The 22,726-nt window shown below is 70.8% G+C and carries 18 protein-coding genes; 3 read left to right on the top strand and 15 right to left on the bottom strand.

The genetic code is table 11. The features are described 5' to 3' along the window. Positions 1-72: 72 nt before the first annotated feature. From ABFY03_RS32845 to ABFY03_RS32855, 3 genes are all read right to left on the bottom strand, one after another. Positions 73-726 carry a DUF305 domain-containing protein gene (locus tag ABFY03_RS32845; protein ID WP_346171563.1) on the bottom strand — a complete coding sequence of 218 codons (654 nt, stop codon included), beginning with the start codon at positions 724-726 and terminating at the stop codon, positions 73-75. Between the two features lie 91 nt (positions 727-817). Continuing rightward, positions 818-1,237 (bottom strand): DUF6153 family protein, encoded by a 420-nt coding sequence (locus tag ABFY03_RS32850; protein WP_319009879.1) that lies wholly within the window; start codon positions 1,235-1,237, stop codon positions 818-820. Positions 1,238-1,289: 52 nt separating this feature from the next. Further along, positions 1,290-1,634 (bottom strand): tetratricopeptide repeat protein, encoded by a 345-nt coding sequence (locus ABFY03_RS32855; RefSeq protein WP_319009880.1) that lies wholly within the window; start codon positions 1,632-1,634, stop codon positions 1,290-1,292. Between the two features lie 165 nt (positions 1,635-1,799). Between ABFY03_RS32855 and ABFY03_RS32860 the strand changes: the two genes are divergently transcribed. Continuing rightward, on the top strand, positions 1,800-2,765 hold the full coding sequence (locus ABFY03_RS32860) for a pirin family protein (RefSeq protein WP_346171564.1): 966 nt from the start codon (positions 1,800-1,802) through the stop codon (positions 2,763-2,765). A 339-nt stretch (positions 2,766-3,104) separates the two neighbouring features. Beyond that, positions 3,105-4,109, top strand: a complete 1,005-nt coding sequence (locus ABFY03_RS32865; RefSeq protein ID WP_346171565.1) for a hypothetical protein — start codon at positions 3,105-3,107, stop codon at positions 4,107-4,109. Positions 4,110-4,194: 85 nt separating this feature from the next. On the opposite strand, the gene ABFY03_RS32870 is transcribed toward ABFY03_RS32865, so the two are convergent. Continuing rightward, entirely contained in the window at positions 4,195-5,256 is a 1,062-nt protein-coding gene (locus ABFY03_RS32870; RefSeq protein ID WP_346171566.1) for a zinc-binding dehydrogenase, read from the bottom strand. A 252-nt stretch (positions 5,257-5,508) separates the two neighbouring features. Here ABFY03_RS32870 and ABFY03_RS32875 point away from each other — a divergent pair, with 252 nt between their 5' ends. Beyond that, positions 5,509-8,724: a bifunctional cytochrome P450/NADPH--P450 reductase gene (locus ABFY03_RS32875; RefSeq protein ID WP_346171567.1), complete on the top strand. Its 3,216-nt coding sequence runs from the start codon at positions 5,509-5,511 to the stop codon at positions 8,722-8,724. 71 nt (positions 8,725-8,795) lie between these two features. On the opposite strand, the gene ABFY03_RS32880 is transcribed toward ABFY03_RS32875, so the two are convergent. The 11 genes from ABFY03_RS32880 to ABFY03_RS32930 form a co-directional block, all read right to left on the bottom strand. Beyond that, the gene (locus tag ABFY03_RS32880) at positions 8,796-9,422 is read right to left on the bottom strand and encodes a TetR/AcrR family transcriptional regulator (protein WP_346171568.1); all 627 of its coding nucleotides are present in this window, start codon (positions 9,420-9,422) and stop codon (positions 8,796-8,798) included. A gap of 52 nt (positions 9,423-9,474) precedes the next feature. Then, positions 9,475-11,664, bottom strand: coding sequence for an ATP-binding SpoIIE family protein phosphatase (locus tag ABFY03_RS32885; RefSeq protein WP_346171569.1), 2,190 nt, complete (start codon positions 11,662-11,664; stop codon positions 9,475-9,477). Positions 11,665-11,712: 48 nt separating this feature from the next. After that, positions 11,713-12,579, bottom strand: a complete 867-nt coding sequence (locus tag ABFY03_RS32890) for a phytanoyl-CoA dioxygenase family protein (protein ID WP_346171570.1) — start codon at positions 12,577-12,579, stop codon at positions 11,713-11,715. Between the two features lie 251 nt (positions 12,580-12,830). Continuing rightward, positions 12,831-14,483: a sodium:solute symporter family transporter gene (locus tag ABFY03_RS32895; protein ID WP_346171571.1), complete on the bottom strand. Its 1,653-nt coding sequence runs from the start codon at positions 14,481-14,483 to the stop codon at positions 12,831-12,833. Then, positions 14,480-14,713 (bottom strand): hypothetical protein, encoded by a 234-nt coding sequence (locus tag ABFY03_RS32900; protein ID WP_346171572.1) that lies wholly within the window; start codon positions 14,711-14,713, stop codon positions 14,480-14,482. Before ABFY03_RS32900 ends, ABFY03_RS32895 begins: the two co-directional genes overlap by 4 nt. Positions 14,714-15,027: 314 nt before the next feature. After that, positions 15,028-16,128 carry a phosphotransferase family protein gene (locus ABFY03_RS32905; protein ID WP_346171573.1) on the bottom strand — a complete coding sequence of 367 codons (1,101 nt, stop codon included), beginning with the start codon at positions 16,126-16,128 and terminating at the stop codon, positions 15,028-15,030. Next, entirely contained in the window at positions 16,128-17,366 is a 1,239-nt protein-coding gene (locus ABFY03_RS32910; RefSeq protein WP_346171574.1) for an acyl-CoA dehydrogenase family protein, read from the bottom strand. The genes ABFY03_RS32905 and ABFY03_RS32910 overlap by 1 nt, the downstream gene beginning before the upstream one ends. A gap of 29 nt (positions 17,367-17,395) precedes the next feature. Beyond that, the gene (locus tag ABFY03_RS32915; RefSeq protein WP_346171575.1) at positions 17,396-18,172 is read right to left on the bottom strand and encodes an SDR family oxidoreductase; all 777 of its coding nucleotides are present in this window, start codon (positions 18,170-18,172) and stop codon (positions 17,396-17,398) included. A gap of 3 nt (positions 18,173-18,175) precedes the next feature. Then, entirely contained in the window at positions 18,176-19,855 is a 1,680-nt protein-coding gene (locus ABFY03_RS32920; protein WP_346171576.1) for a class I adenylate-forming enzyme family protein, read from the bottom strand. A gap of 42 nt (positions 19,856-19,897) precedes the next feature. Next, positions 19,898-21,454, bottom strand: coding sequence for a long-chain-fatty-acid--CoA ligase (locus ABFY03_RS32925; protein ID WP_346171577.1), 1,557 nt, complete (start codon positions 21,452-21,454; stop codon positions 19,898-19,900). A 101-nt stretch (positions 21,455-21,555) separates the two neighbouring features. Beyond that, entirely contained in the window at positions 21,556-22,707 is a 1,152-nt protein-coding gene (locus ABFY03_RS32930; RefSeq protein WP_346171578.1) for an aspartate aminotransferase family protein, read from the bottom strand. Positions 22,708-22,726 lie beyond the last annotated feature (19 nt).

The following is a 22,726-nucleotide window of genomic DNA, read 5'->3' on the forward strand; positions in this document are numbered from 1 at the left end:
CGCGGGGCCCGCCCCGGTCTCCCGGGGCGGGCCGGCCGGGATCAGGCCGCGGGCCGGAGCCCGGCCCGGCCGTCATAGCCGGTCGAGGATCGTCCGCAGCTCGGCGATCTCGGCGGTCTGGGCCCGGACGACCTCGCCGGCGAGGGCCTTCGCCTCGGCGTTGGCGCCGTTCTTCTGCTCGTCCTTCGCCATCTCCACCGCTCCCTCGTGGTGGGCGATCATCAGCTCGGCGAAGATGCGGTCGAAGTCCTTGCCCTTGGCGGCGGCGAGGTTCTTCATGTCCTGCTCGGACATCATCCCGGCCATGGAGTGGCCCATCCCGGCGGACTCGGGCTGGCCCCAGCCCTTCAGCCACGCCTTCATCTTCTGGATCTCGGGGTCCTGCGCCTTCTCGACGGCGGCGACGATCTTCTTGACGCCGTCGTCCTCGGCGCGCCCGTCGGCGAGCTTCGCCATCTCCAGGGCCTGCTCGTGGTGGGGGATCATCATCTGCGCGAACATCACGTCCGCGTCGTTGAAGGCCCCGGAGGCCGACGGGGCGGCCGAGGACGGGCCCGAGGCGGCGTCGGAGGAGGAGGCCGGCGCGGTGGCCGAGGCGGTCGCGGTGCCGCCGTGTTCCATCCCGCTCATGGTGTCGTCGCCGCAGGCGGCCAGGAGCAGGGCGGCGGCCGTGACGGCGCCGGCCAGGCCGAGGGTGCGGGTGGTGCGCTTCGGGAGAGTACGCATGGTGATACCTCGTGTGCTGTACGTACGGTCAGGGGCTCATACCGGTGGTGCCACGGGCATCGCGAAGCGACCCGCGGCGCGGGGGTACGGCCTAGATCCGCAGGACGGACAGCCGGGCGAGGTCGGGCGGGCGGCGCGGCGGCGCGTGCGGCCGGAGGGCGGGCGCGAGCCGCGCGAGGAGGAGGACGAGCCAGTCGGGCCGGCGGCCGAGCGCGGCCCGGACGAGACCGGCGAGCAGCCAGGCGCCGAGGACGGCCACACAGAGCGTGGTCATGTCCATCCCGGAACCGGGCGCGTGCCCCTCGTCCTGAGCGCCGGCCCCGTGGCCGCCGCCGTCCGCCGCGTGGGGCGCGCCGCTGGTGCCGACGGCGGCCGCGTGCGACGCCGACGGCCCCTCGGGGTGCCCCGTGGAGTGCATCATGAACACCCCGAGCGCGAGCACGACGACGAGCAGGAGGTGCGCGAGGGCACCTCCCGCTCGTTCGCCGTGGCGCGGCCGGGGTGTGGGCATGGTCAGGACCTCCTGGCCTCCGACCATACCGTGCCGGGGTATCAGGTCCGCGTCAGGACGGCAGCTCGCCGCTCATCGCCGCGGCCATCCGCAGATGCGGGGCGGCCTCGTCCGCGCGGCCCTGGCGCTCCAGCGTGCGGCCGAGCATCAGCCGCGCGTAGTGCTCCACCGGGTCGCGCTCCAGGACGGCCCGCAGCTCGGTCTCGGCGAGCCGCAGCTGGGCGGAGTGGTAGTAGGCGCGGGCGAGCAGCAGCCGCTGGGCCGTCTGGTCCGGGTGCTCGGCGACGAGGCCGCGCAGGATGCGGACGGCGGTCTGGTACTCCTTCGCGTCGAAGAACAGCTGCGCCCGACTCCAGCGGTCCGCGGCCGTTCCGAACTCGTAGTACGTGTCGCTCACTTGCTCTCCCTGTTCCGGGGTGCCGGATCTGCCACCCTGGGGGGTGGCACGACCTCGTCAACACGCAAGAGTAGTTGAACATTCCACCACTGCTGGTCCCCCTCGATCCCCCCTGATCCCCTCGATCTCCCTGACGTCCCCCCACTGGAGAGGTGTCGATCCTCGATGAGTAATCTCGACCGCCAGGCAGAGCTCGCGGTGTGCGGTGGCCGCGGCTTCGTCGTCGCCGAGCCCGTACGCGAACTCCTCAGCCCCCGTCACGTCCAGCTCGGAGAGTCGACGGAGGTACGGCGGCTGCTGCCGAACCTCGGCCGGCGGATGGTCGGCGCCTGGGCCTTCGTCGACCACTACGGCCCCGACGACATCGCGGACGCCCCCGGCATGCAGGTCCCGCCCCACCCCCACATGGGCCTCCAGACCGTCAGCTGGCTGCACGAGGGCGAGGTCCTGCACCGCGACTCGACCGGCAGCCTCCAGACGATCCGCCCCCGCGAGCTGGGCCTGATGACCTCGGGCCGGGCGATCTCCCACTCCGAGGAGAGCCCCCGGTCGCACGCCCGCTTCCTCCACGGCGCCCAGCTCTGGGTGGCGCTCCCCGACGCCCACCGGCACGTCGAGCCGCACTTCGAGCACCACGGCGACCTGCCCCGGGTCACCGCGCCCGGCCTCACCGCCACGGTGATCCTCGGCTCCCTCGACGGCGCGGCCTCGCCCGGCACCACGTACACCCCGCTCGTCGGCGCCGACCTGGCGCTCGCCTCCGGCACCGAGACGGAGCTCCCGCTCGACCGGGACTTCGAGTACGCCGTCCTCGCCATGTCCGGCGAGGCCCACGTCGACGGCGTCCCCGTCCTCCCCGGCTCCATGCTCTACCTCGGCTGCGGCCGCACCTCCCTCCCGCTCCGCGCGGTCTCCGACGCGGGCCTGATGCTCCTGGGCGGCGAACCCTTCGAGGAGGAGATCGTCATGTGGTGGAACTTCGTGGGCCGCACGGACGACGAGATCCGCAAGGCCCGCGAGGACTGGATGGCCACCGATCGCTTCGGCGAGGTGAAGGGGTACGACGGCGACCGGCTGGACGCCCCGGAGGTCCCGACAGCCCAGCTGAAGGCCCGAGGGCGGGTGCGCTGAGCTGGGGTTTTCTCCTCGCGGTCGATGTTCGCAGCAGGCTCGCTCGGCCGTGCCTCCGACTTTCGGCGTGCCACCGGGAGGGATGGTTTCGCACCTTCTCTCGGTGGCGCAGCCGGCGCGGCGCGCTTCTGTGGTGTGCTCGTGTGGGAGCAGGTCTGGTCAGCTGAATGCTGACCTTTTGCTGACTTTACTGACGAGTCATCAGGTGTGTTGCCGGGGGCAGTGGCTTCCTCGCCTGGTGGTCGTCCAGCGATCTGGCATGCCCAGCCTGCACCCCGAGACAGTGCCGATCATCGGACCGCCATGTCCTCAGCGCCGCTGCTTGTGCATCATGAGCGGATGGAGAGCCCAGGCGAGTTGTCCATCGTGATGATCACAGCCGATCGTGGTTCGGACGCCCTCGTATTGGTCAGGTCCGACGGCAAAGAGGCGCGGCTGCCGCTGCCGGGCCCCTTGTTCGAACCGACAAGTCTGCTGTCTCGGGTCTCCTACCCGCCGACCTTCGAAGGCTTGGTTGTGGAGACTCTCAAGGGCGACAGCATCGTGTTCGAGCTCCCCAGGCTTGACCGAGCCGACCAGTTGGCCGGACGGCTCGTCGTCTATCTGGATCAGAACAAATGGCGCCTCGTGAGCGATGCGATGAGAGGGCAGCGGAGCGGGACGGCGGATGATCGAGTCGCGGCTCTTCAGCTTGCGCAGTGGTCAGCGGAGCGCAAGATCATCCTTCCTGCTTCGTCGGGGCACTATTACGAGACGACCAAGTGGTCGAACGCGGAGGGGCGCTACCGTCTAGGCCTGTCCATTCTTCAGGCCAGCAGGGGCTGGCAGTTGCGGGATCCGCTGCAGGTGTGGCGGGATGAACTCCGTCTGATGTTCCGTGCGGAGCTCGGGCAGTCTGAGGTGATGGCGCCGGTCGTGACGTTGGAGCCGAACTCGCTTCATTCGGCCGCGAGAGGCTTCGTTCCTGCCTCGGCGCCGGCGGATTTTCCACCGATGGCGGCGTTCCAGCAGGAGGCGCTTGTTTCTGCCGTGAGTTTGATCGACACCATGCTGGACTCGGAAGGTGGGGAGCGTGGTCCTGAGCTTGGCTGGACGGAGGCGAACCAGAAGTTCAGTGACTGGCTGGACACCCAAAGCGGCGATGCTCAGCAGAAGCGCAAGGCGATCGATGCATGGCTCCTCAGCGACCTGCGGAACAAGGTGGCCGAGGAATCCTTTGCCGCAGGAATGACGCCGGAGCAACTGAAGGAATGGGGCACGGGATCTCAGCCCGTCCAGTTCGTCTTCAACACGGTGATCGTGGCCGGCATGGTCGCGGCGCTGGATGGTGGGCAGGGCGTCTGACAGGTGCCGTCGGTCCTCGGGCGATGGTGGGGCGGTGGCCGGTTCGTCCGCGCGTGCGGAGTGAGCCGGCCACCACCCCTCGTGCTCAGGGGGTGAGCACGAGGCGGATCGGGTCTCCGATCTTCTTCTCCAGCCGGGCGACGGCCTCCGCGGCTTCCGCCAGCGGGACGTGGGCGCTGACGGAGGGGCCGAGGTCGATCCGTCCGGCGGCGGCCAGTCCGACGAGCTGCTCCACGTGCTCCGGCTCGGAGCCGTAGTGGCCGCGGACCTGGTTGACGTTGAAGCAGAATCCGATGCTGTCGGCGATCGCGACCGGCTCCGGGGTGAGTCCGGCGAGGACGAGCGAACCGAAGGGACCGAGGACCGACGCGGCCTGGGCGCGGGCGGCGCCCACGCCGGCGAAGTCGAACGCGACGTCGAGGCCGCGCCCGGCCGTCGCCTCCCGCACCGCCTCCGCGAAGTCCGGGGCGAGGGGGTCGAGGGCGACGTCCGCGCCGAAGAGGAGGGCCCGCTCGCGGGCCGAGGGCAGCGGGTCGATCGCGAGGATCGGGGCCGCGCCGACCATCCGGGCGAGCCGCACGGCGTGGGCGCCGAGGCCGCCCGCGCCCCAGATGCCGACCGACTGGGCGGGGCGGACCGCGCCGGTGCCCACGATCGCGGCGTACGGGGTGGAGACCGCGTCGGGGATGATCGCGGCCTGGTCGAAGGGCAGGTCGTCCGGGATGGGCAGCAGCGTGCCCTCGCGGGCGATCGCGTACTGCGCCCAGCCGCCGTCGTAGTCCAGGCCGCGGGTGATCGGCCGGTGGCACGTCATCCGTCGCAGGCAGCCGCCGCAGTCGCCGCACGCCTCGCCGGCCTGGAGGACCACGCGCTGTCCGGGCGTCCAGCCGCCCTTCACGTCCGGGCCGAGGGTGTGGACGACCCCGGCGACCTCGTGGCCGAGGGTGACGGCGCCCGCCTTCGTAACGGCGTCGGTGGGGAAGAAGGGGCTCAGGCTGCCGTCGATCAGATGGATGTCGGACAGGCATACGCCGGCGGCCCGCACCTCCACGAGGACCTCGCCCGGGCCGGGGACCGGGATCGGGACCTCTTCGACGGCGAAGGTACGGGTGTCCAGGCGCAGCCGCCCGGCCAGCATGGTGTTCATGCGGAGACCTCGATGTGCTCGATGAAGGAAGCGCGTGCGTAGCTCAGGCGCTCGACATGGTCGACTGACCATGTCGATTAACCGTGTCTACTGACGGTGTCATCTGTCAAGCCGCTCCCGCCGGACGTTCACGGCATGCTCCGAGTTCCGTCCTGTGACTGTGTCGTTCAATACAGTCATTCGACATGTTCACCTGACAAAGTCATGTGTATGTTGGCTGGTGACTGCTGGAGTGCAACGAAAGGCACGCTCATGACTCAGGTGTCCGTAGGCGCGGCGCGGGCGATCCCCGAGCGCCCCCCGCTGCCCCTCGTAGGCCACGCGTTCAACGTTCCGGCGGGCGCGGACTTCCTGGCCTACCTGCTGAAGGAGTTCAGGGAATTCGGGCCCGTGTACCGGCTGCGGCTCTTCGGGAGGGACACCGTCATGGTCGGCGGTCTGGACCTCGTGACCGAGCTGTCGGACGAGACCCGCTTCCGCAAGCACGTCCACGCCGACCTGGTCGAGGTCCGGGCCCTGGCCGGGGACGGTCTGTTCACCGCCTACAACCACGAGCCGAACTGGCGCAAGGCCCACGACATCCTGATGCCCGCGTTCTCACTCGGCTCGATGCGCAGCTACCACGCCCCCATGCTCCAGGTCGCCCGGTCGCTGATCGGCAAGTGGGACCGGCTGGCCGGGGTGCAGTCGGTGGACGTGCCCGACGAGATGACCCGGCTGACCTTCGACACGATCGGCCTGTGCGGCTTCGGCTACGACTTCCAGTCCTTCCGCCGCGACGACCTGCACCCGTTCGTCGAGGCGATGTCCCGGGCCCTCGTCTTCGCCCAGGAGAAGGGCGAGTCCATCCCGGGCTCCGAACTGTTCAAGAGGAAGAAGGTCGAGCAGTTCCGCGCGGACATCGACCTGATGACGGAGCTCGTCGACGACGTGATCAGGGAGCGCCGCGCCTCCGGCGACACCAGCACGGACGATCTGATGGGGCTGATGCTGCACACGAAGGACCCCGTCACCGGCGAGCTCCTGGACGACGTCAACATCCGGTACCAGGTGATCACCTTCCTGATCGCCGGCCACGAGACCACGAGCAGTGCGCTCTCCTTCGCGCTGTACTACCTGACCAAGCATCCGGAGGTGCTCGCCCGGGCCCAGGCCGAGGTGGACGCCCTGTGGGGCGACACCGAGTCCCCGGATCCCCAGTACGGCGACATCGGCAAGCTCACGTACATCCGCCAGGTGCTCAACGAGAGCCTTCGACTGTGGCCGACGGCGCCCGCGTACGCCGTCGAGCCGATCGAGGACACCGTCATCGGCGGCAAGTACCCCGTGCGCAAGGGCGAGTCGTTGATGGTGATCGCCTCGGCCCTGCACCGCGACGCGGCCTGGGGGGAGAACGTCGAGCTGTTCGATCCCGAGCGCTTCACGCCCGAGCGGGAGGCGGCCCGCTCGGTCCACGCCTTCAAGCCGTTCGGCAACGGCGAACGGGCCTGCATCGGAAGGCAGTTCGCGCTGCACGAGGCCACCCTGCTGCTCGGCCTGCTGGTGCACCGCTACCGCCTGATCGACCACACCGACTACCAGATGAAGATCAAGTCGACGCTGACGATCAAGCCCGACGGGTTCAGCCTGAGGCTCGCCCGCCGCACCAGCGACGAACGGCGCCTGCCCGTCGCCGCGGCGGTGGACGCCGCCGCGGGCCGGACCACGGCCGTGACGCGCCGGGCGAGCGGGACCGCGCTGACGCTGCTCCACGGCTCCAACCTCGGCACCTGCGCCGGCATCGCCCGAGACCTCGGCACGGACGGCGAGGAGCACGGCTTCGCCCCGGCCGTCTCCCCCCTCGACGCGTACACGGAGAGGCTGGCCGATTCCAAGGGACCGGTCGTCATCGTCGCCGCCTCCTACAACGGCCGCCCGACCGACGACGCCGCCGAGTTCGTCGCCTCCTTGGAGAACCTCGCCCCCGGCTCGCTCACCGGGCTGCGGTACGCCGTCCTCGGTGTCGGCGACCGCAACTGGGCCGCCACGTACCAGCGGATCCCCACCCTGATCGACGAGCGCCTGACCGCCGCCGGCGCCGTCCCGCTCCTGGAGCGCGGCAGCGCCGACGCCTCCGGCGACTTCGGCGGAGCGGTCGACCAGTGGACGGAAGACCTGTGGAAGGCGCTCCTGGAGGAGTACGGCGAGGCGGTCGCCGGTGAAGCGGCCGCCCCCGCACTCGAGGTGGAGGGGGAAGGGCTGTACGAGCTGGAGGACACCTCGGAGTCGGTCCTCGGTGGTCTCGCCGAGCGCCACGGCGTCCAGCCGATGGAGGTCCTCGAAGCGTACGAACTCGTCGACACCGACCACGAGCTGGGCCGCTCCAAGCGGTTCCTGAGGCTCCGGCTGCCCGAGGGCGTCACCTACCGCACCGCCGACCACCTGGCCGTCCTGCCCAGCAACCCCGAGGACCTCGTCCAGCGCGTCGCCGACCGCTTCGGCCTCGACCTGGACCGAACCGTCCGGCTGCGCGCCCGCCGCCGGAGCCGGAGCGCCCTGCCCGTCGACCGGCCGCTGACCCTGCGCCGCCTGCTCACCGACTTCGTCGAGCTCCAGGACGCGGCCACCCAGGAGCAGGTCGCCGTGCTCGCCGAGCACACCGACTGCCCGCCCGAGAAGCAGCCGCTCACCGCCTTCGCCACCGCCGATCCCGAGACCTTCCGGGAGCAGGTGACCGTCGCGGGCCTCAGCGTCCTGGACCTCCTGGAGCGCTACCGCGCGTGCGAGCTGCCCTTCGAGCGCTTCCTGGAACTGCTCCCGGTCCTGCGCCCCCGGCACTACTCGATCTCGTCGTCCGCCGCGGCCCGGCCCGGCGAGGCCGACCTGATGGTGTCGCTGCTCGCAGCGCCCCACCGGTCGGGCGAGGGCACCTTCCGGGGCATCGCCTCGCACTTCCTGCAGACCGTGAACGCGGGCGACGTGATCCAGGCCCGGGTCCTGCCGTGCAGCGAGTCCTTCCGCCTCCCCGAGGACACCTCCGTGCCGGTGATCCTGGTCAGCGCGGGCACCGGCCTCGCACCCTTCCGCGGAGCCGTCCTGGACCGCCATCACACGGGCTCGACCGGCACCCTGCTCTGCTACTTCGGCTGCGACCACCCGGACGTGGACTTCCTGCACCGGGAGGAGTTCGAGGCGGCCGAGGCGGACGGCGCCGTCAGCATGCGTCCCACCTTCATGCACGCGCCCGAGAACGGCGCCCGTTTCGTCCAGGAGCGCATCGCCCGCGAGAGCGAGGAGGTGTGGTCGGTCCTGGAAGCCGGTGGGCGCGTCTACATCTGCGGCGACGGCCGTCGCATGGCCCCCGCCGTACGGGAGGCGTTCATGGCGATCTACCGCGAGCGCACCGGTGAGAGCGACGAGCGGGCCGAGGCGTGGCTCGCCGCGCTCGTCGGGTCCGGACGCTACGTCGAGGACGTCTGGGCCGGCTGATTCTCGCAAGGAGGAAGAAACGGTTGTGGGCGCACCTGGAAAGGTGCGCCCACAACCGTTCTCGCGTCGTGTCAGGCCATCGGTACGTCCGGAAGGTCGAGGGCCCCCTTGGCCAGCGCCACGGTCGCGCCCACGAGCGCCCTCAGCCCCGTCCGCTCGGTGGCCTCGTCCGGCAGGCACTGGAGGACCTGCATGGTGAGTCCGTCGAAGCCGGAGAGGAAGAACCGGGCCACCGTCTCCGGGGACTCGGCCAGTTCCTGCCCCGTCCTCTCGGCCGTCTCCGCGATCACCTGGGCGGTCACCTCTATGACCCGCCGGTAGTGGCTCTGCCGGGCCTCGTTGAGACCGGGCACGCGCAGGGCGAACATGGTCAGCTCGCTGAGCAGCTGGTGGTGGGACGTCGGCTCGCGCACGGTGCCCCACAGGGCACCCGCCAGGGCGCTGAAGGTCTCCTCGAAGCCCGCGTCCTCCGGCGCCGCCCGCCGCACCTGCGCGACCAGCTCGTCGGTGATCTGGTCCATGACGGCTCGGTACAGGTCCTCCTTCGTACCGAAGGTGTAGTGGACGGTGGCCTGAGCGACACCGAGCTCCGCGGCGATGGCGCGGGTGCTCCCCGCAGCGACGCCCTCCCGGGTCATGAGGTCGATGGCCGCCTTGATCAGCTGGGGGCGGCGCTCCGCCGCGGAAACATGAGCCATAGGGCCCACTATATCGACTTAGTCGATCGATCAAGTCGGCCCGGATCAGGCGTCACGTCACTTCGGCGGTCGACGCGTTATCCGCGGGAAGGGCCTGCTCGGCCCAGATGACCTTGCCCTCGCGACCGTGTCGTGTCCCCCAGCGCTCCGCGCACTGGGCCACGAGGAGCAGGCCGCGGCCGCCTTCGTCGTAGATGCGGGCGCGGCGCAGATGCGGGGCGGTGCTGCTGGCGTCGGAGACCTCGCAGGTGAGCGTCGACTGGAGGATCAGTCGCAGCTGGATGGGGCTCTTGCCGTAGCGGATCGCGTTCGTGACCAGTTCGCTGACGACCAGCTCCGTGGTGAAGGAAAGATCGTCCAGCCCCCAGGTCGCCAGGACGTCGGAGGCGAAGCGTCGGGCCCCGGACACGGCAGCCGGATCGGACGGGAGGTCCATCGTGGCCACGTGGTCCGGGTCGAGGGCACGTGTCCGGGCGACGAGCAGGGCGACGTCGTCGGCGGGGCGGCCGGGCAGCAGTGCGGCCAGGAGTCGGTCGCAGATCTCCTCCAGCGAGTCCGGCGCCGAGGTGAGGACGTCGTGCAGCGTGGCGAGTCCTTGGTCCACGTCACGCGCGCGGCCGGCGATCAGCCCGTCGGTGTGCAGGACCAGCAGGCTGTCCTCCGGCAGTTCGAACTCCGCGGTTTCGAAGGGGAGTCCACCCAGGCCGAGAGGCGGTCCGATCGGTACCTCCGGCAAGGCCTCGCTGATCTCCGAGGGGGTCACCACGGTCGGCGGGACATGGCCGGCACTGGCCAGCGAGCACCTGCGCGAGACGGGGTCGTAGACCGCGTACAGGCAGGTGGCGCTGGTCTCGCCCTCGTCCGGCGACTCCTCGCGCTGCATGCGGATGACCACGTCGTCCAGATGGGTGAGGAGTTCGTCGGGCATGAGGTCGATGTCGGCGAAGGCGCGGACGGCCGTGCGGAGCCGGCCCATGGTGGCGGCGGCGCGCAGGCCGTGACCGACCACGTCGCCGACGACGAGCGCGACGCGGGCCCCCGACAGGGGAATGACGTCGTACCAGTCGCCGCCCACGCCGGCGCGGGACCCGGCGGGCAGGTAGCGCGAGGCGGTTTCGACGGCCGCGTGTTCCACCGTGTTCCGCGGTAGCAGGGTTCGCTGGAGGGCGAGCGCGGTGGAACGTTCATGGGTGTACCGGCGGGCGTTGTCGATGGACACCGCCGCCCTGGAGGCGATCTCCTGCGCCAGCAGGAGGTCGTCGTCGTCGAAGGGGGCCGAGGTGCGGTGACGTACGAACTGCACCAGGCCGAGGGTCTCCCCGCGGGCGTGCAGAGGCACGAGGAGTACGGAGTGAAGGCCGAGGTCGCGCAGCACTCGGCCGTGGAACTCCGACGGCGCCACCCACGGGGGCATCTCGGTCCCCGCGATGTGGTGCAGGACGGACCGTCCGGTGGTCAGCGCTCGAACCGGTTCCGAGTCGTCGGGGTAGGTGTGGGTCCCACCGACGCGGAGCGGGGACTCCGGACAGTCGTCGAGGACGGAGCGCTGGGCGACGCGGCGCTGCGTCAGGGCCTCCGACGGACCGGTGCCGGTCTCGTCGAGTGCGGAGTCGAAGAGGTCGACGGTGACGAAGTCGGCGAAGTCCTCGGTGCAGACCTCCGTCAGCTCCTCCGCGGTGCGGGAGATGTCGAGCGTGGTCCCGATCCGCTTGCTCGCCCGGTCGGTGAGGGCGAGCCGACGCCGCAGCAGACGGTCGCGTTCCTCCTGGTAGGCGGCGACGACCTGTTCCGAGGAACGGTCCACGTAGTCGAAACCGATCGCGACCAGCCTCACCGTGGCCTGGTTGATCATGTGCCAGTCGTCGGTGAGGCGGGGAGCTTCGGCCTGGAGCTGTTCGAGCAGGGTGAGATGGCCGAGCCGGTAGGCGCGGAGGAGCCGGCTCACCGGGATCCCCCGCCGGGCGTAGAGGCGGGCGATGTCCAAGGCGGCCGGAGGAGCTTCCGGCGCGCTCGCGCCGGGGCGGGCCTCCAGGAGGTCCAGCAGGGCGGTGACGTGCTGGGCCGTCTCCTCCAGGGTCAAGGCCTCGATGTCCGCGTTCTCCCACAGCTCGGGGAGCTCGCCGTTCAGGCGTTGGAGCAGCAGGCCGGCCAGCGTCTTCACCTGCGGTCTGAGGCGGCGGGCCAGCTGACCGAGGAACGCATCGACCTCGGTTCCCATAGTGCGAATGTACGGGAAAGCCATGGCGTGCGCTCCTCGGACGGCTGTGGCGGCCTCTGATCGACCCGGCGCTCAGAGGCCGAGGTGGTCGCCCAGGTCGGCGTAGTCGACCTGCCACAGGCCGGGAGAGCCCGTGGGGTACTGGGAGCGGAAGCCGAGCATGCGCTGGACGCGCGGCGAGAGCGTCTTGGCGAGCTCCCTGTCGACCAGGAAGGGGTACGCCTCCTCACCGGTGAGGAAGCCCGCGTTGAACGCGAAGGCGAGGCCGCGCCGGTACTCGTGGTCGGTCCGGTTCGCCCCACCGCCGTGCGCGGTCTTGCCGCTGAAGAGAAGGACGTCCCCGGCGTTCATGACGGCGGGGATCGTCTGCTCGGGCGTCCCGCGGTCCTCGAAGTCGCTCCAGTGGTTGCTTCCGGGGATGACGCGGGTGGCGCCGTTCTCCTCCGTGAAGTCGGTCAGGGCGACCAGGAAGTTGATGGTGACTTCCGGCCCGCCGGGCCCCATGCCGATGAACGGGAACCAGTTCTCCAGGTCACGGTGGAGCATCTGCGCCTTGTTGCCGGGGCCGATCTCGATCACCTGGGCGGTGGTCATCCAGTACGTGCCCGACTCCTGGAGGAAGACCAGGTCGCTGATCTCGTGGACCAGGGGGTGGTCGATGACCTCGCTGCGGAACGTGGCGCTGTGCGTCACCAGGTTCGTGAGGCGCTTGGTGTTGCTGCCGTGGAACGCGGCCACGATCTCGTCCTCGTGGAGGGACCCCGGGGCGAGCGCCCGCAGCGGCTGCTCGATCTCGGCGTTGAAGCGGACGATCTGCTCCTGCGTCAGGAAGCCCTCGATGACGACGCCGCCGTCACGCGTCACGATGTCGAGGATCTCCTCCGCAGGCGTGTCGTTCGCCACGGACGTCAGCGACTGGGTCTTCTTCTGGGTCGTCATGCGTGTCCTCTTCCTCGATCCGAAGCGCGGTTGACCGGCCGTTCGATCAGCTGCGGACGTTCCGTCGTCCGGGACTCCCGCGCGGCGTCCTCGCGACGATCAGGTGGGTCCGGTGGCCAGGCGTTTCCGCGTTGTTCCTGTGGTGGTCGTCTCACTGTCGCCAGCCGGTGCCGCAGGCGAGAACGACAGCGGGCACCTGCTTCGCCCGGGCCCGGTGCACGATGCACCGTCCGGTCGCGGGCACGGCGGAGCTATCCGCTCACGGCGTCCTTGCCGGAGTCGACGCGAGCTGCGGGGGCGCTACGGGCGGAAGCGGGTCCCGGCGCCGTGTGCCGGCGGTGTGCGGTCCGCTCCCAGGGACGCGTGCTGCCGAGCCATCCGAGGAGGAAGGCCGCCGGTACGGAGATCAGGCCGGGGGTGTGGAGCGGGAACAGGTTGAAGTCCTGCTCCGGCAGCAGCGCGTATCTCGTCCCGGACACAGCGGGGGAGGCGAGGGTCAGGAGGGTGCACAGGGACAGCCCTCCGTAGACGAGCCACAGCAGTCCGCGGCGGTTGAAGCCGGTCCAGAAGAAGGAGTAGACGACCGCGGGGAACACACATGTGGCCGCGAGGCTCAGCGAGAAGGCGAGGAGGAACTCGATGGGATAGCGGTGTACGGCGGTGGTGAGGAGAAGGCTCACGACGCAGAGCGCGACGACGGACAGCCGCAGGACCGCCGGCTCTCCGATCCCGATCCGGGTACGGCCCTTCCGCCCGAGCAGGTCGCGGGTCACGGAGACGGCGGCGGCGAAGGTCACGCTCGCCACGGCCGTGAGCACGGCGAGGAAGGCGACACAGGCCACGAGGGTGATGAGCACGACCCGGCCGGTGGAGTGGTGGGGGAGGACCTCCGACGCCAGGAGGATCGGGGCTCCCTGCCCCTTCGCGTCGACCGCTCCGATCCGTCCGCTGCCCACCACCGCGGCCGCGGCGAAGCCGGTCGTGATCAGCAGCAGGTAGAAGAGGCCGGTCAGCCCGACGGCGACGCTCAGTGAGCGCCGGGCGGCGGGCACGTCCCTGCTGGCGCTGACGCGCAGGAGCAGGTGGGGCATCATCGCGGTTCCGAGGATGACGACGATGTGGTCACTGAGCGTGCCGAGCGGTCCGCCTCCGGCGGAGTGCTCCCACAGTCCGGGGCTGAGGTATCCGCCCGGTGACACGCTCGTGTCCACTGCCGCCGACAGCAGGGATCCGGGACTCCAGTCGAAAAAGCGGAGCGCCAGCAGCGTCACCGCGGCGAGCGTCACCAGGGCCACGGGCACTTTGGCGACCTGCACGAAACTGGTGCCGCGCAGATCGGCCACCCCTGCGAAGCACGTGACCAGGAATCCCATCAGCACCGTGCACACCACCTGGGCCCGTTCGCTCGGCATGCCGATCAGAAGGGCGGTGGTGATGCCGCCGGCCCGTAGTTGCACCATGAGCAGGGGCACGGCGATGCACAGTGTCACCACGGCGCCGGCGATCCGTACTCCCGGCCCCTCGGCGCGCAGGGAGAACAGCTCGCCCAGGGTGTAGCGGCGGGTCGCGCGAATCCTGGGGGCGAGGAGCAGGAAGACGCCGAGTGCGAGGGCGCTGTCGACGGCGGTCGAGACTCCGTCGTAGCCGAAGAGGGCGATCGCTCCCGGCAGCGAGACCAGGATGATGACCGTGATCTGTTCTCCCGCCATCGCGACGCCGTTGAAGACGGGCGGGAGGGACCGGCCGGCGACGTAGAGGCGTTCCGGGTCGTCGTCCTGCGTGGCGAGCATGAAGACCCACAGCAGGCAGAGGCCGATGAAGACGAGGAAGGCGCTGATGACCGCGCCCCTCGCGGCGGTGCCGATGAGATCGGGCGAGCCGACGCTCAGGAGGTGCGTCGTCACCACGCGCCCCCGGCCGAACGGGAGGCGGTAGTCGTCGCCGAGGCCGGTTCGAAGGAGGACACGGCCCGGTGCTCGTACCACCAGGTCCCGCCGACGAGGACGACCAGCTGGGTGAATGCCCACGTGATGGCGAGGGTGAGACGGCCGTACACGGAGATCTCTCCGAGAGTCGTGGAGCAGGAGAGCAGGACGCCGACGGCGAGCGGCAGCGCGTTGACGGTGACCAGCATCCGTGTGTCACGGGGGGAATGCCGGGAGGAATCGGAGGGCACGGGACCTCTCTCTGGAAGGACAGGGAAGACGGACTCGGTGCGAGGGGGCGGGGGACGGTCGCAGCCGTCGAGGACGGGCGGGGGAGCCGGGCAGCCGTGTTCCGTACCGGTCGGAAGCCACGCCGGTGACCGCCGAGGTCGGACGGTGGCGCGACGTCCGCGGAGGAGGTCGCGCCGGCTCCACGGCGAACGGCGGCCTCGGCGTGACGTCAGAGCACGACGGCCCGGCCGCGGTGAGGCTGGTGAAGCGCCTCGCACCGCGGCGTCGGGCGTCAGCGGCGGCTGGTCGCGGTCAGGCCGGCGTAGTGCCCGGCCCGCTCCAGGAGCCGGGGGACGCCGGTTTCGAGCGACGGTCCGAAGGTGGTGTCGTGGGGGCGCTCGCCGCGCAGCCAGCGGGTGTGGATGGCCTCGCAGAAGATCGCCGCCTTCCAGAGGGCGAGGGCCTGGTACCAGGGGAGCGGGGTGAGATCGAGGTCTGTGCGGCGCTGGTAGCGCTCTGCCAGTTGGCGCTGGGTGAGGTAGCCGGGTGAACGGGTCACCTTGGTGAGTTCGAGCGGGGTGGCAGGGCTGCCGGCCTCGGACCAGGTGGCGGTGAGGTACCCCAGGTCCGCGAGCGGGTCGCCGAGCGTGGCCATCTCCCAGTCGAGGATCGCGAGGACCTCGGCCGGGGCCCGCGGGGCGAACATGAGGTTGCCCATGCGGTAGTCGCCGTGCACCACCGACGCCGACTGGCTCGTCGGCAGGTTCTGGGCGAGCCAGTCCGCGATGCGCTCCACCGCGGGCAGGCCGCGGGTGGTGTTGACCTCCCACAGGCCGCGGAACCGCTCGACCTGTCGACGCAGATACCCGTCGGGGCGGCCCAGGGAGGCGAGTTCCCCTTCGGTGACATCGATGCCGTGCAGGGCGACGAGGGTGTCGACGACCGCCTCGCTGGTAGCCCGCCGCTGGTCGGCGGGGGAGAGGTGGGGCGGGATGGTGTCGGTGACGATCGTGCCGTCGAGCCGGTCCATGAGGTAGAACGGCACGCCCAGGACGGCCTCGTCCTCGCAGACGGCGAGGATCTCCGGCACCGGGACCCCGTGCCCGCGGAGGATCTTCTGGACGCGGGCTTCACGGACCATGTCGTGCGTCGACTTCGGCAGCGGCGGGCGCGGGCCGCGGCGCAGGACGACGGACTCGCGGCCGCGTTCGATCAGGTAGGTGACGTTGGACTGGCCGTCGCCGATGCGCTGCCAGGCGAGCGGTCCGCTGCCGATGCCGTGTGCGTCGAGGAAGCCGGTGACCGCGTCGAGGACCAGGAGCGGGGGGCTGTCGAGATGACGGGCCCGCTCGCGGTTCGCGACGACTTCCACGCCGTCGGGGACGGTGTGCATCACGCGCCCCCGTCCCGGCCGACGACGGCGTCGCCCAGGTATCGCTCACCGGCCTGGACGGCGGTCCGCCGGCCGGCCGACGCCCGCCGGGCGATGGCCCACCGGTGGGTCTCGTTGGAGCCGTCGTAGATGCGGAACGGGCGGACCTCGTTGAGGTACTGGGCGAGCGGGAGCCCGTCGGAGACGCCGTCGCCGCCGCAGATCTGGACGGCGCGGTCGATCACCCGGTAGATCGCCTCGGAGCAGTGGACCTTGGCGACCGAGGACATCGCCGAGCCCGCCTTCGGGTCGCCGTGCAGCAGGGTGGCGGTCTTGGTGATGATCGCGTCGGAGGTCTCGATGTCGATGACGGACTCGGCGATCAGGTGCTGGGCCAGGCCGAGCGAGTCGATCGGACCGCCGAACAGCTGCCGCTTCGCGGCCCGGTCCAGCGCGATGTCGTGCGCCCGCCGGGCCAGTCCCAGCCACCGCATGCAGTGCGTGAGCCGCGCGGGCCCGAGCCGCACCTGCGCGTACCGGAAGCCGAGTCCCACCTCGCCGAGGACCGCGTCGTCGGGGACGAAGCAGTCCTCCAGGTACAGGTGCGGGTGGCCGCCGTCGATGGCGCGGTCGACGGTGTGGATCGCCTCGCCGATCCGGATCCCGGGGTTCGTCAGGTCGACGAGGAACATGGTGGCCCCCTCGGGAGCACCGTCGACCGCCGGCGTCCGGGCCATCACGATGCAGAACGCCGCGCCCACGGCACCACTGGTGAACCGCTTGTGGCCGTCGATGATCCAGCCGCCGTCGGCGCGCACGGCGGTGGTCCGCAGTGCCGCCGGGTCGGATCCCGCTCCGGGGTGGGGCTCGGTCATCCCGAAGCAGGACCGGACGTCGCCGGCCGCCAGAGGCGCGAGGTAATGCTTCTTCTGCTCCTCGGTGGCGATGAGGTGGAGCATGTGCATGTTGCCCTCGTCGGGGGCCATGCAGTTGAGGACGCTGGGGCCGATCGGCGAGTATCCGGCCTCCTGGAGGACCGGCGACCAGTGCTCGATGGGCAGGCCCTGCCCTCCGTACTCCTTCGGCACGAGCGGCGCGAAGACGCCGGCCTCCTTCGCGGCGGTCTGGAGCCGGTCGCGGGTGGCCTGGTCGAGACGTCCGCCGGGGGCGGGTTCGGCGTCGACGACGGTCTCGCGGATGAACCGGCGCGTGCGCTCACGCAGCTCCGCGGTCTCCGGCGGAAGGTCAGGGGTGGTCATGGCTGTCCTTTGTGGGAGGAGCGAGGTCGTTACGCGGTGCCGCCGGCGACCGTGAGGCCGCCGTCGACGGTGAGGACGTGGCCGGTGACCCAGGAGGCGTCCTCCGAGGCCAGGTACGCCACGGCGGAGGCGATGTCGGAGGGCACGCCCAGGCGCCGCAGGGGGTAGTCGGCGGCCACCTCGGCTTCCCTGCCCTCGTACAGGGCTTCGGCGAACCGCGTCTTGACGACGGCGGGGGCGACGGCGTTGACGCGGATCTCCGGGCCGAGCTCGACGGCGAGGGTCCGGGACAGGTGGGACACCGCCGCCTTGCTGACTCCGTAGAGGCCGATGCCGGGTGACGGGGTGTCACCGGTGACGGAGGAGAGGTTCACGACGGCGCCCCGACGTTCGGTGAAACCGAGCTTCGGGTGGGCCACGGCGTCCTGCACCCAGGCGAGGGTGGCGAGGACGTTGACCTCCAGCACCTTGCGAGCGACGTCGGGGTCCAGGCCGACGACGGGGCCGTAGGCGGGATTGATGCCCGCGTTGTTCACCAGGACGTCCAGCCCGCCGAACTCCCGCGCGACGGTGTCGAAGACCTCGCGACGGTGGTCGGGATCATCGGCCTTCCCGGCGACGGTGACGACGCTGCCCGGGGGGAGGGAGGCCGCCGCCTCTTCGAGGGGACCGGCCTTGCGCGCGGTCAGGCACACGCGCGCCCCTTCGGCGACGAGCCGTTCGGCGACGGCGAGACCGATGCCCCGGCTCGCTCCCGTCACGACGGCGGTGCGGCCTGAGAATCGGCCGGTGTGGTTCTGGCTCATGGATCAGTCCTTCGGGAGGTGCGCCGGCCCGGTGCCGTCCGTGTCGCGGAGTTCGGCGCGCCGGATCTTGCCGCTCTGGGTCTTGGGCAGGTCGGACAGGAAATGGACCTTGCGGGGGCACTTGTAGGCGGCCAGCCGCTCGCGGGAGAAGGCGATCAGTTCCTCCGCCGTGGCGTTCAGACCCGCCTTGAGCGAGACGTAGGCGACGACGGTCTCGCCGCGGTACGCGTCCGGCTGCCCGACGACCGCGGCCTCCAGGACCGACGGATGCTCGTACAGCGCGTCCTCGACCTCGCGCGGCCAGACCTTGTACCCGGACACGTTGATCTGGTCCTTGAGCCGGTCCACCAGGTAGACCCAGCCCTCCTCGTCGATCACCGCGACATCACCGGTACGCAGCCGGCCCTCCGGCATCGCCCGACGGGTGGCCTCGGGCTTGTCCCAGTACCCGGGCACCACCTGCGGCCCGCTCAGCTCCAGCTCACCCTGCTGACCGCAGGGCACTGGATCGCCGTGCAGGTCGACGACGCGCGCGGTGAGGTGCGGCAGCGGCTTGCCGACGGACAGCGTCCCGCTCGGCAGGTGCACCGGCGCCCGCTCACCCGGCGGCACGGCGATGACGGCGGACGTCGTCTCGGTCATCCCGTAGCCGTTGTGGAGGTAGACGCCGAACCGTTCCCGGAACCGCTCGACGGTCGCCGGCGGGATCGGCGCGCCCCCGGAGTACAGGGCCTTCACCGACGCGAAGTGCTCCGGTCCGGCCTGCGGCAGCTCGTAGATCGCGTTGTAGGCGGTGATGGAGCCGATCGTGTAGGTCACCCCGTGCTCGGCGAAGGCGTCCAGGACGACCTCGGGGTGGAAGCGGCCCGCCAGGACGAGGGTGGTGTCGGTGAGCAGGGAGATCGTCGCGTTGACCACGGCGCCGGTGATGTGGAACAGCGGGGCCATGGCGAGCACGACGTCCCCGTCGCCCACGCCCATCCACGACGCGCAGGTCGCCACCACGCCCAGGACGTTGCCGTGGGTGTTCATGGCGCCCTTCGGCGGGCCTGTCGTTCCCGAGGTGTACGTCAGGAACGCGACGTCGTCGCGGGTCGGTTCCACGGGCGAGGGGCCGCGGCCCGCGAACTCGCCGATCAGGGCCACCAGGTCGCCGTCCGGGGCCGGGGCGTGGCGTTCCGTCGTCGCGAAGACCCGTGGGTCGTTCTTCGACTGGTAGTCCAGCGCCGACGTGCTGATCAGCCACCGCACCGAACTCCCGGCCAGCGTGCCGAGCGTCTCGTGGACGTCCTCGTCCGCGCAGACGACCCCGACCGCCCCGGAGTCGTCGATGATCCGGCGCAGTTCCCGGCGCCGGTACATCGGGTTCAGTCCCAGCGCCGTGGCCCCCAGCTTCCACAGGGCCAGCAGCACCAGCGCGTACTGCGGAACGTTCTGCAGGTACACCCCGACGCGGTCGCCCCGGCCGGTCCCGCGGGCCTCGAACGCGGCGGCCAGGGCGTCCGACGCCGCGTCCACCTCCCGCGCGGACAGAGCGCCGTCGAAGAAGCGGAGCGCGACGCCCTCCGGGTTCCTCGCCACACGCGCCTTCCACGCGGCCACGAGCGAGTCGGGTGCCGTGTCCGGTCCCGTACCGGCCCTGCCGGGGAACGCGTCCCACCGGCGGCCCTCATCCACTGCCATCTGCCGTCCTTCCCACCCGTGTCAGTGCGCTTGGCGTGCCGGTCACGTGAGCTCGCGCTTGAGGATCTTTCCGGTGGACGTCATCGGCAGGGTCTGCACGATCTCCACGATGCGCGGGTACTTGTAGGCGGCCATCTGCTCCTTGCCCCAGGCGATCAGCTCGTCGGGGCGGGCCTCGGCGCCGCGGTCGAGGATGACGAACGCCTTGACCTCCTCACCGTGGCTCTCGTGCGGCACGCCGACGACCGCGGCCAGGCTCACCGCCGGGTGCGTCATCAGGACCTCCTCGATCTCGCGCGGGTACACGTTGAAGCCGCCGCGGATGATCAGGTCCTTCGCCCGGTCGACGATGTAGTAGAAGCCGTCCTTGTCCCTGCGGGCCAGGTCGCCGGTGCGGAACCAGCCGTCCCTGACGGCTTCGGCGGTGGCCTCGGGGCGGCCGTGGTAGCCCTTCATCACGTTGTGGCCCTTGACCGCGATCTCCCCGATGGCGCTGCCCGTGCCGTCGTCCTCGACCTCCGACCAGTCCGAGTCGACGAGCTTGACCTCGACGCCCCAGATCGGTGTGCCGATCGACCCGGGCCGGGGCTCCCGCGCCGGATCGCCGAAGGTCACCACGGGCGAGGTCTCGGAGAGGCCGTAGCCCTCCAGGACCTGGACGCCCAGCCGCTCCCGGACCTGCTTGACGATCTCTGCGGGGAGCGAGGCGCCACCGGAGACGCCGACGCGCAGGTTCCTCGCGATCCTCTCGACGTCGACGTCATCGGTGAGCGCCTGCAACAGCCCCCACCACATGGTGGGGACGCCCGCGAAGAAGGTGATGTCCTCCTCCTGCATCAGGGACACCGCCTGCCGGGCGTCGAACCGCGGCAGCAGCACCAGTGTGCTCGCCGTCGAGAAGCCGGCGTTCATCTGTACGGTCGCGCCGAAGGAGTGGAACAGCGGCAGTACGACCAGATGAGTGTCCAGGAACGGCCGGTTCTCCAACAGCTGGTTGACCGCCAGGGCGTTGAGCACCAGGTTGGTATGGCTGAGTTCGGCGCCCTTCGCCTGCCCGGTCGTACCGCTCGTGTAGAGCAGCACGGCCGGGTCGTCCCCCGACGTCCCGATGCTGTCGAACGTCGCCGCGGTGCCCCGCAGCGCGGCGCCCAGGGTCTCGACGCCTTCGATCGGGCTTTCGGCCGCGGGATCGGCGGTGATGACGAGGAATTGCTCGCAGCCCGGGCTCTCGGTGAACCCGGCGTATCCCTCCGCACCCATCGGCAGGCCCTCGCCGCCCTCGAAGCAGAAGTACGCCTTCGCACCCGAGTCGGCGAGGTGGTAGGCGACCTCCCGGCCCTTGAGCAGGACGTTGAGGGGGACGACGACGGCGCCGGCCTTGAGGATTCCGTAGTAGACGATCGGGAACCAGGGCACGTTCGGGCAACTGAGCGCGACCTTGTCACCGGGCCATATGCCTCGGTCCACCAGGAGGTTGGCCACCTGATTGGCGGCGGCGTCGATCTGGGCGTAGGTGAGACGCGTCGTACCGAGGACGACGGCGTCGCGGTCCGGGTACGTGCGGGCGGAGTCCTCGAGCAGGACCGAGAGGTTCAGCATGGTGCCATTTCCGAAAAGGTGGACCGGGCCAGGCCGCGGAGGAACAGAACACGCGGCCTGGCTCGGAGCGGGTGGGGGTGACGCGGGACTCGATGCGGGTGTCACGACTTCCGCAGGAGCCGGTCGAGGGCCTCGGCCGTCGCCTTGACGTCGGCGGTGGTGTGCGCCGTGCTGAGGAAGACCTTGCCGGACGGCATGAAAAGGAAGCCCTGCCGCAGCATCCCTTCGAGGATCACCGCCCAGAGCCCGCTCGTTCCGTGAAGCCCCGTCGCGCCACCGGCGGGGACGTACTGGAGGAGCGAGCCGACCCGGTTGAAGCTGCCGAAGTCGGGCGACGAACCGAGAACGGCGCCGACGAGGGCTTCGAACTCGGAGGAAACCCCTTCGAGTTGCTCGTAGACCGCGGGATCGGCCAGGACGCGCATCGTCGCCGTGACGGCCGCCAGCGCGATCGGGTTGGCGTTGAAGGTTCCGGCGTGCACGACACCGGAGGTCACCTGGTCGATCAGATCGGACCGGCCTACGACGGCGCTCTGGGTGAAGCCGCCGGCCATCGCCTTCCCGAAGACGGACAGGTCGGGAAGGACGCCGTACTTCTCGGCCGCCCCTCCCCGGGCGATCCGGAACCCGGCGATCACCTCGTCGAAGACGAGGACGACGCCGTGCCGGTCGCAGAGGGTCCGCAGCGTCGACAGGAACTGCGGTGAGGGCGCTTCGACGCCCGCGTTGCTCATCACCGGGTCGACGAGCACGGCCGCGATGTCGCGCTCGACGGCCTCGCCCAGCAGACGCTCGGCCAGCCGCACGTCGTTGAAGCGCGCCACGACCAGGTCGTCGAGGACGCTGGGCGACTGTCCCGCCCCACCGGGGGTGGCGGGGCGATCGCAGTCGTCCTCGGCCATCCCGGCGTACACGGTGTCGTGCCAGCCGTGGTAGCTCTTGGCGAACTTGAGGACGCGGCGCCGCCCCGTGGCGGCGCGCGCGAGGCGCAGCGCCACCTGCACCGCCTCGGTCCCCGTGTTGCTCCACAGCAGCCGCTCGCCGTGCGGCACGGCTTCGAGGACCGCTTCCGCCGCGAGGTACTCCAGCGGGTGGCCGGTGCCGACGACCTGCATCTTCGTCGCGATCTCCGACACCGCTGACAGCACACGCGGGTCACCGTGACCGAGGACGAGCGGCCCCCAGGCCATCACGTAGTCGACGTACCGGTCGCCGTCCAGGTCCCAGACGTGTGCGCCCCGCGCCTCGCGCACGAAGAGCGGATGGGGTGGC

The organism is Streptomyces roseofulvus (assembly GCF_039534915.1).
Taxonomy (GTDB): Bacteria; Actinomycetota; Actinomycetes; order Streptomycetales; family Streptomycetaceae; genus Streptomyces; species Streptomyces roseofulvus.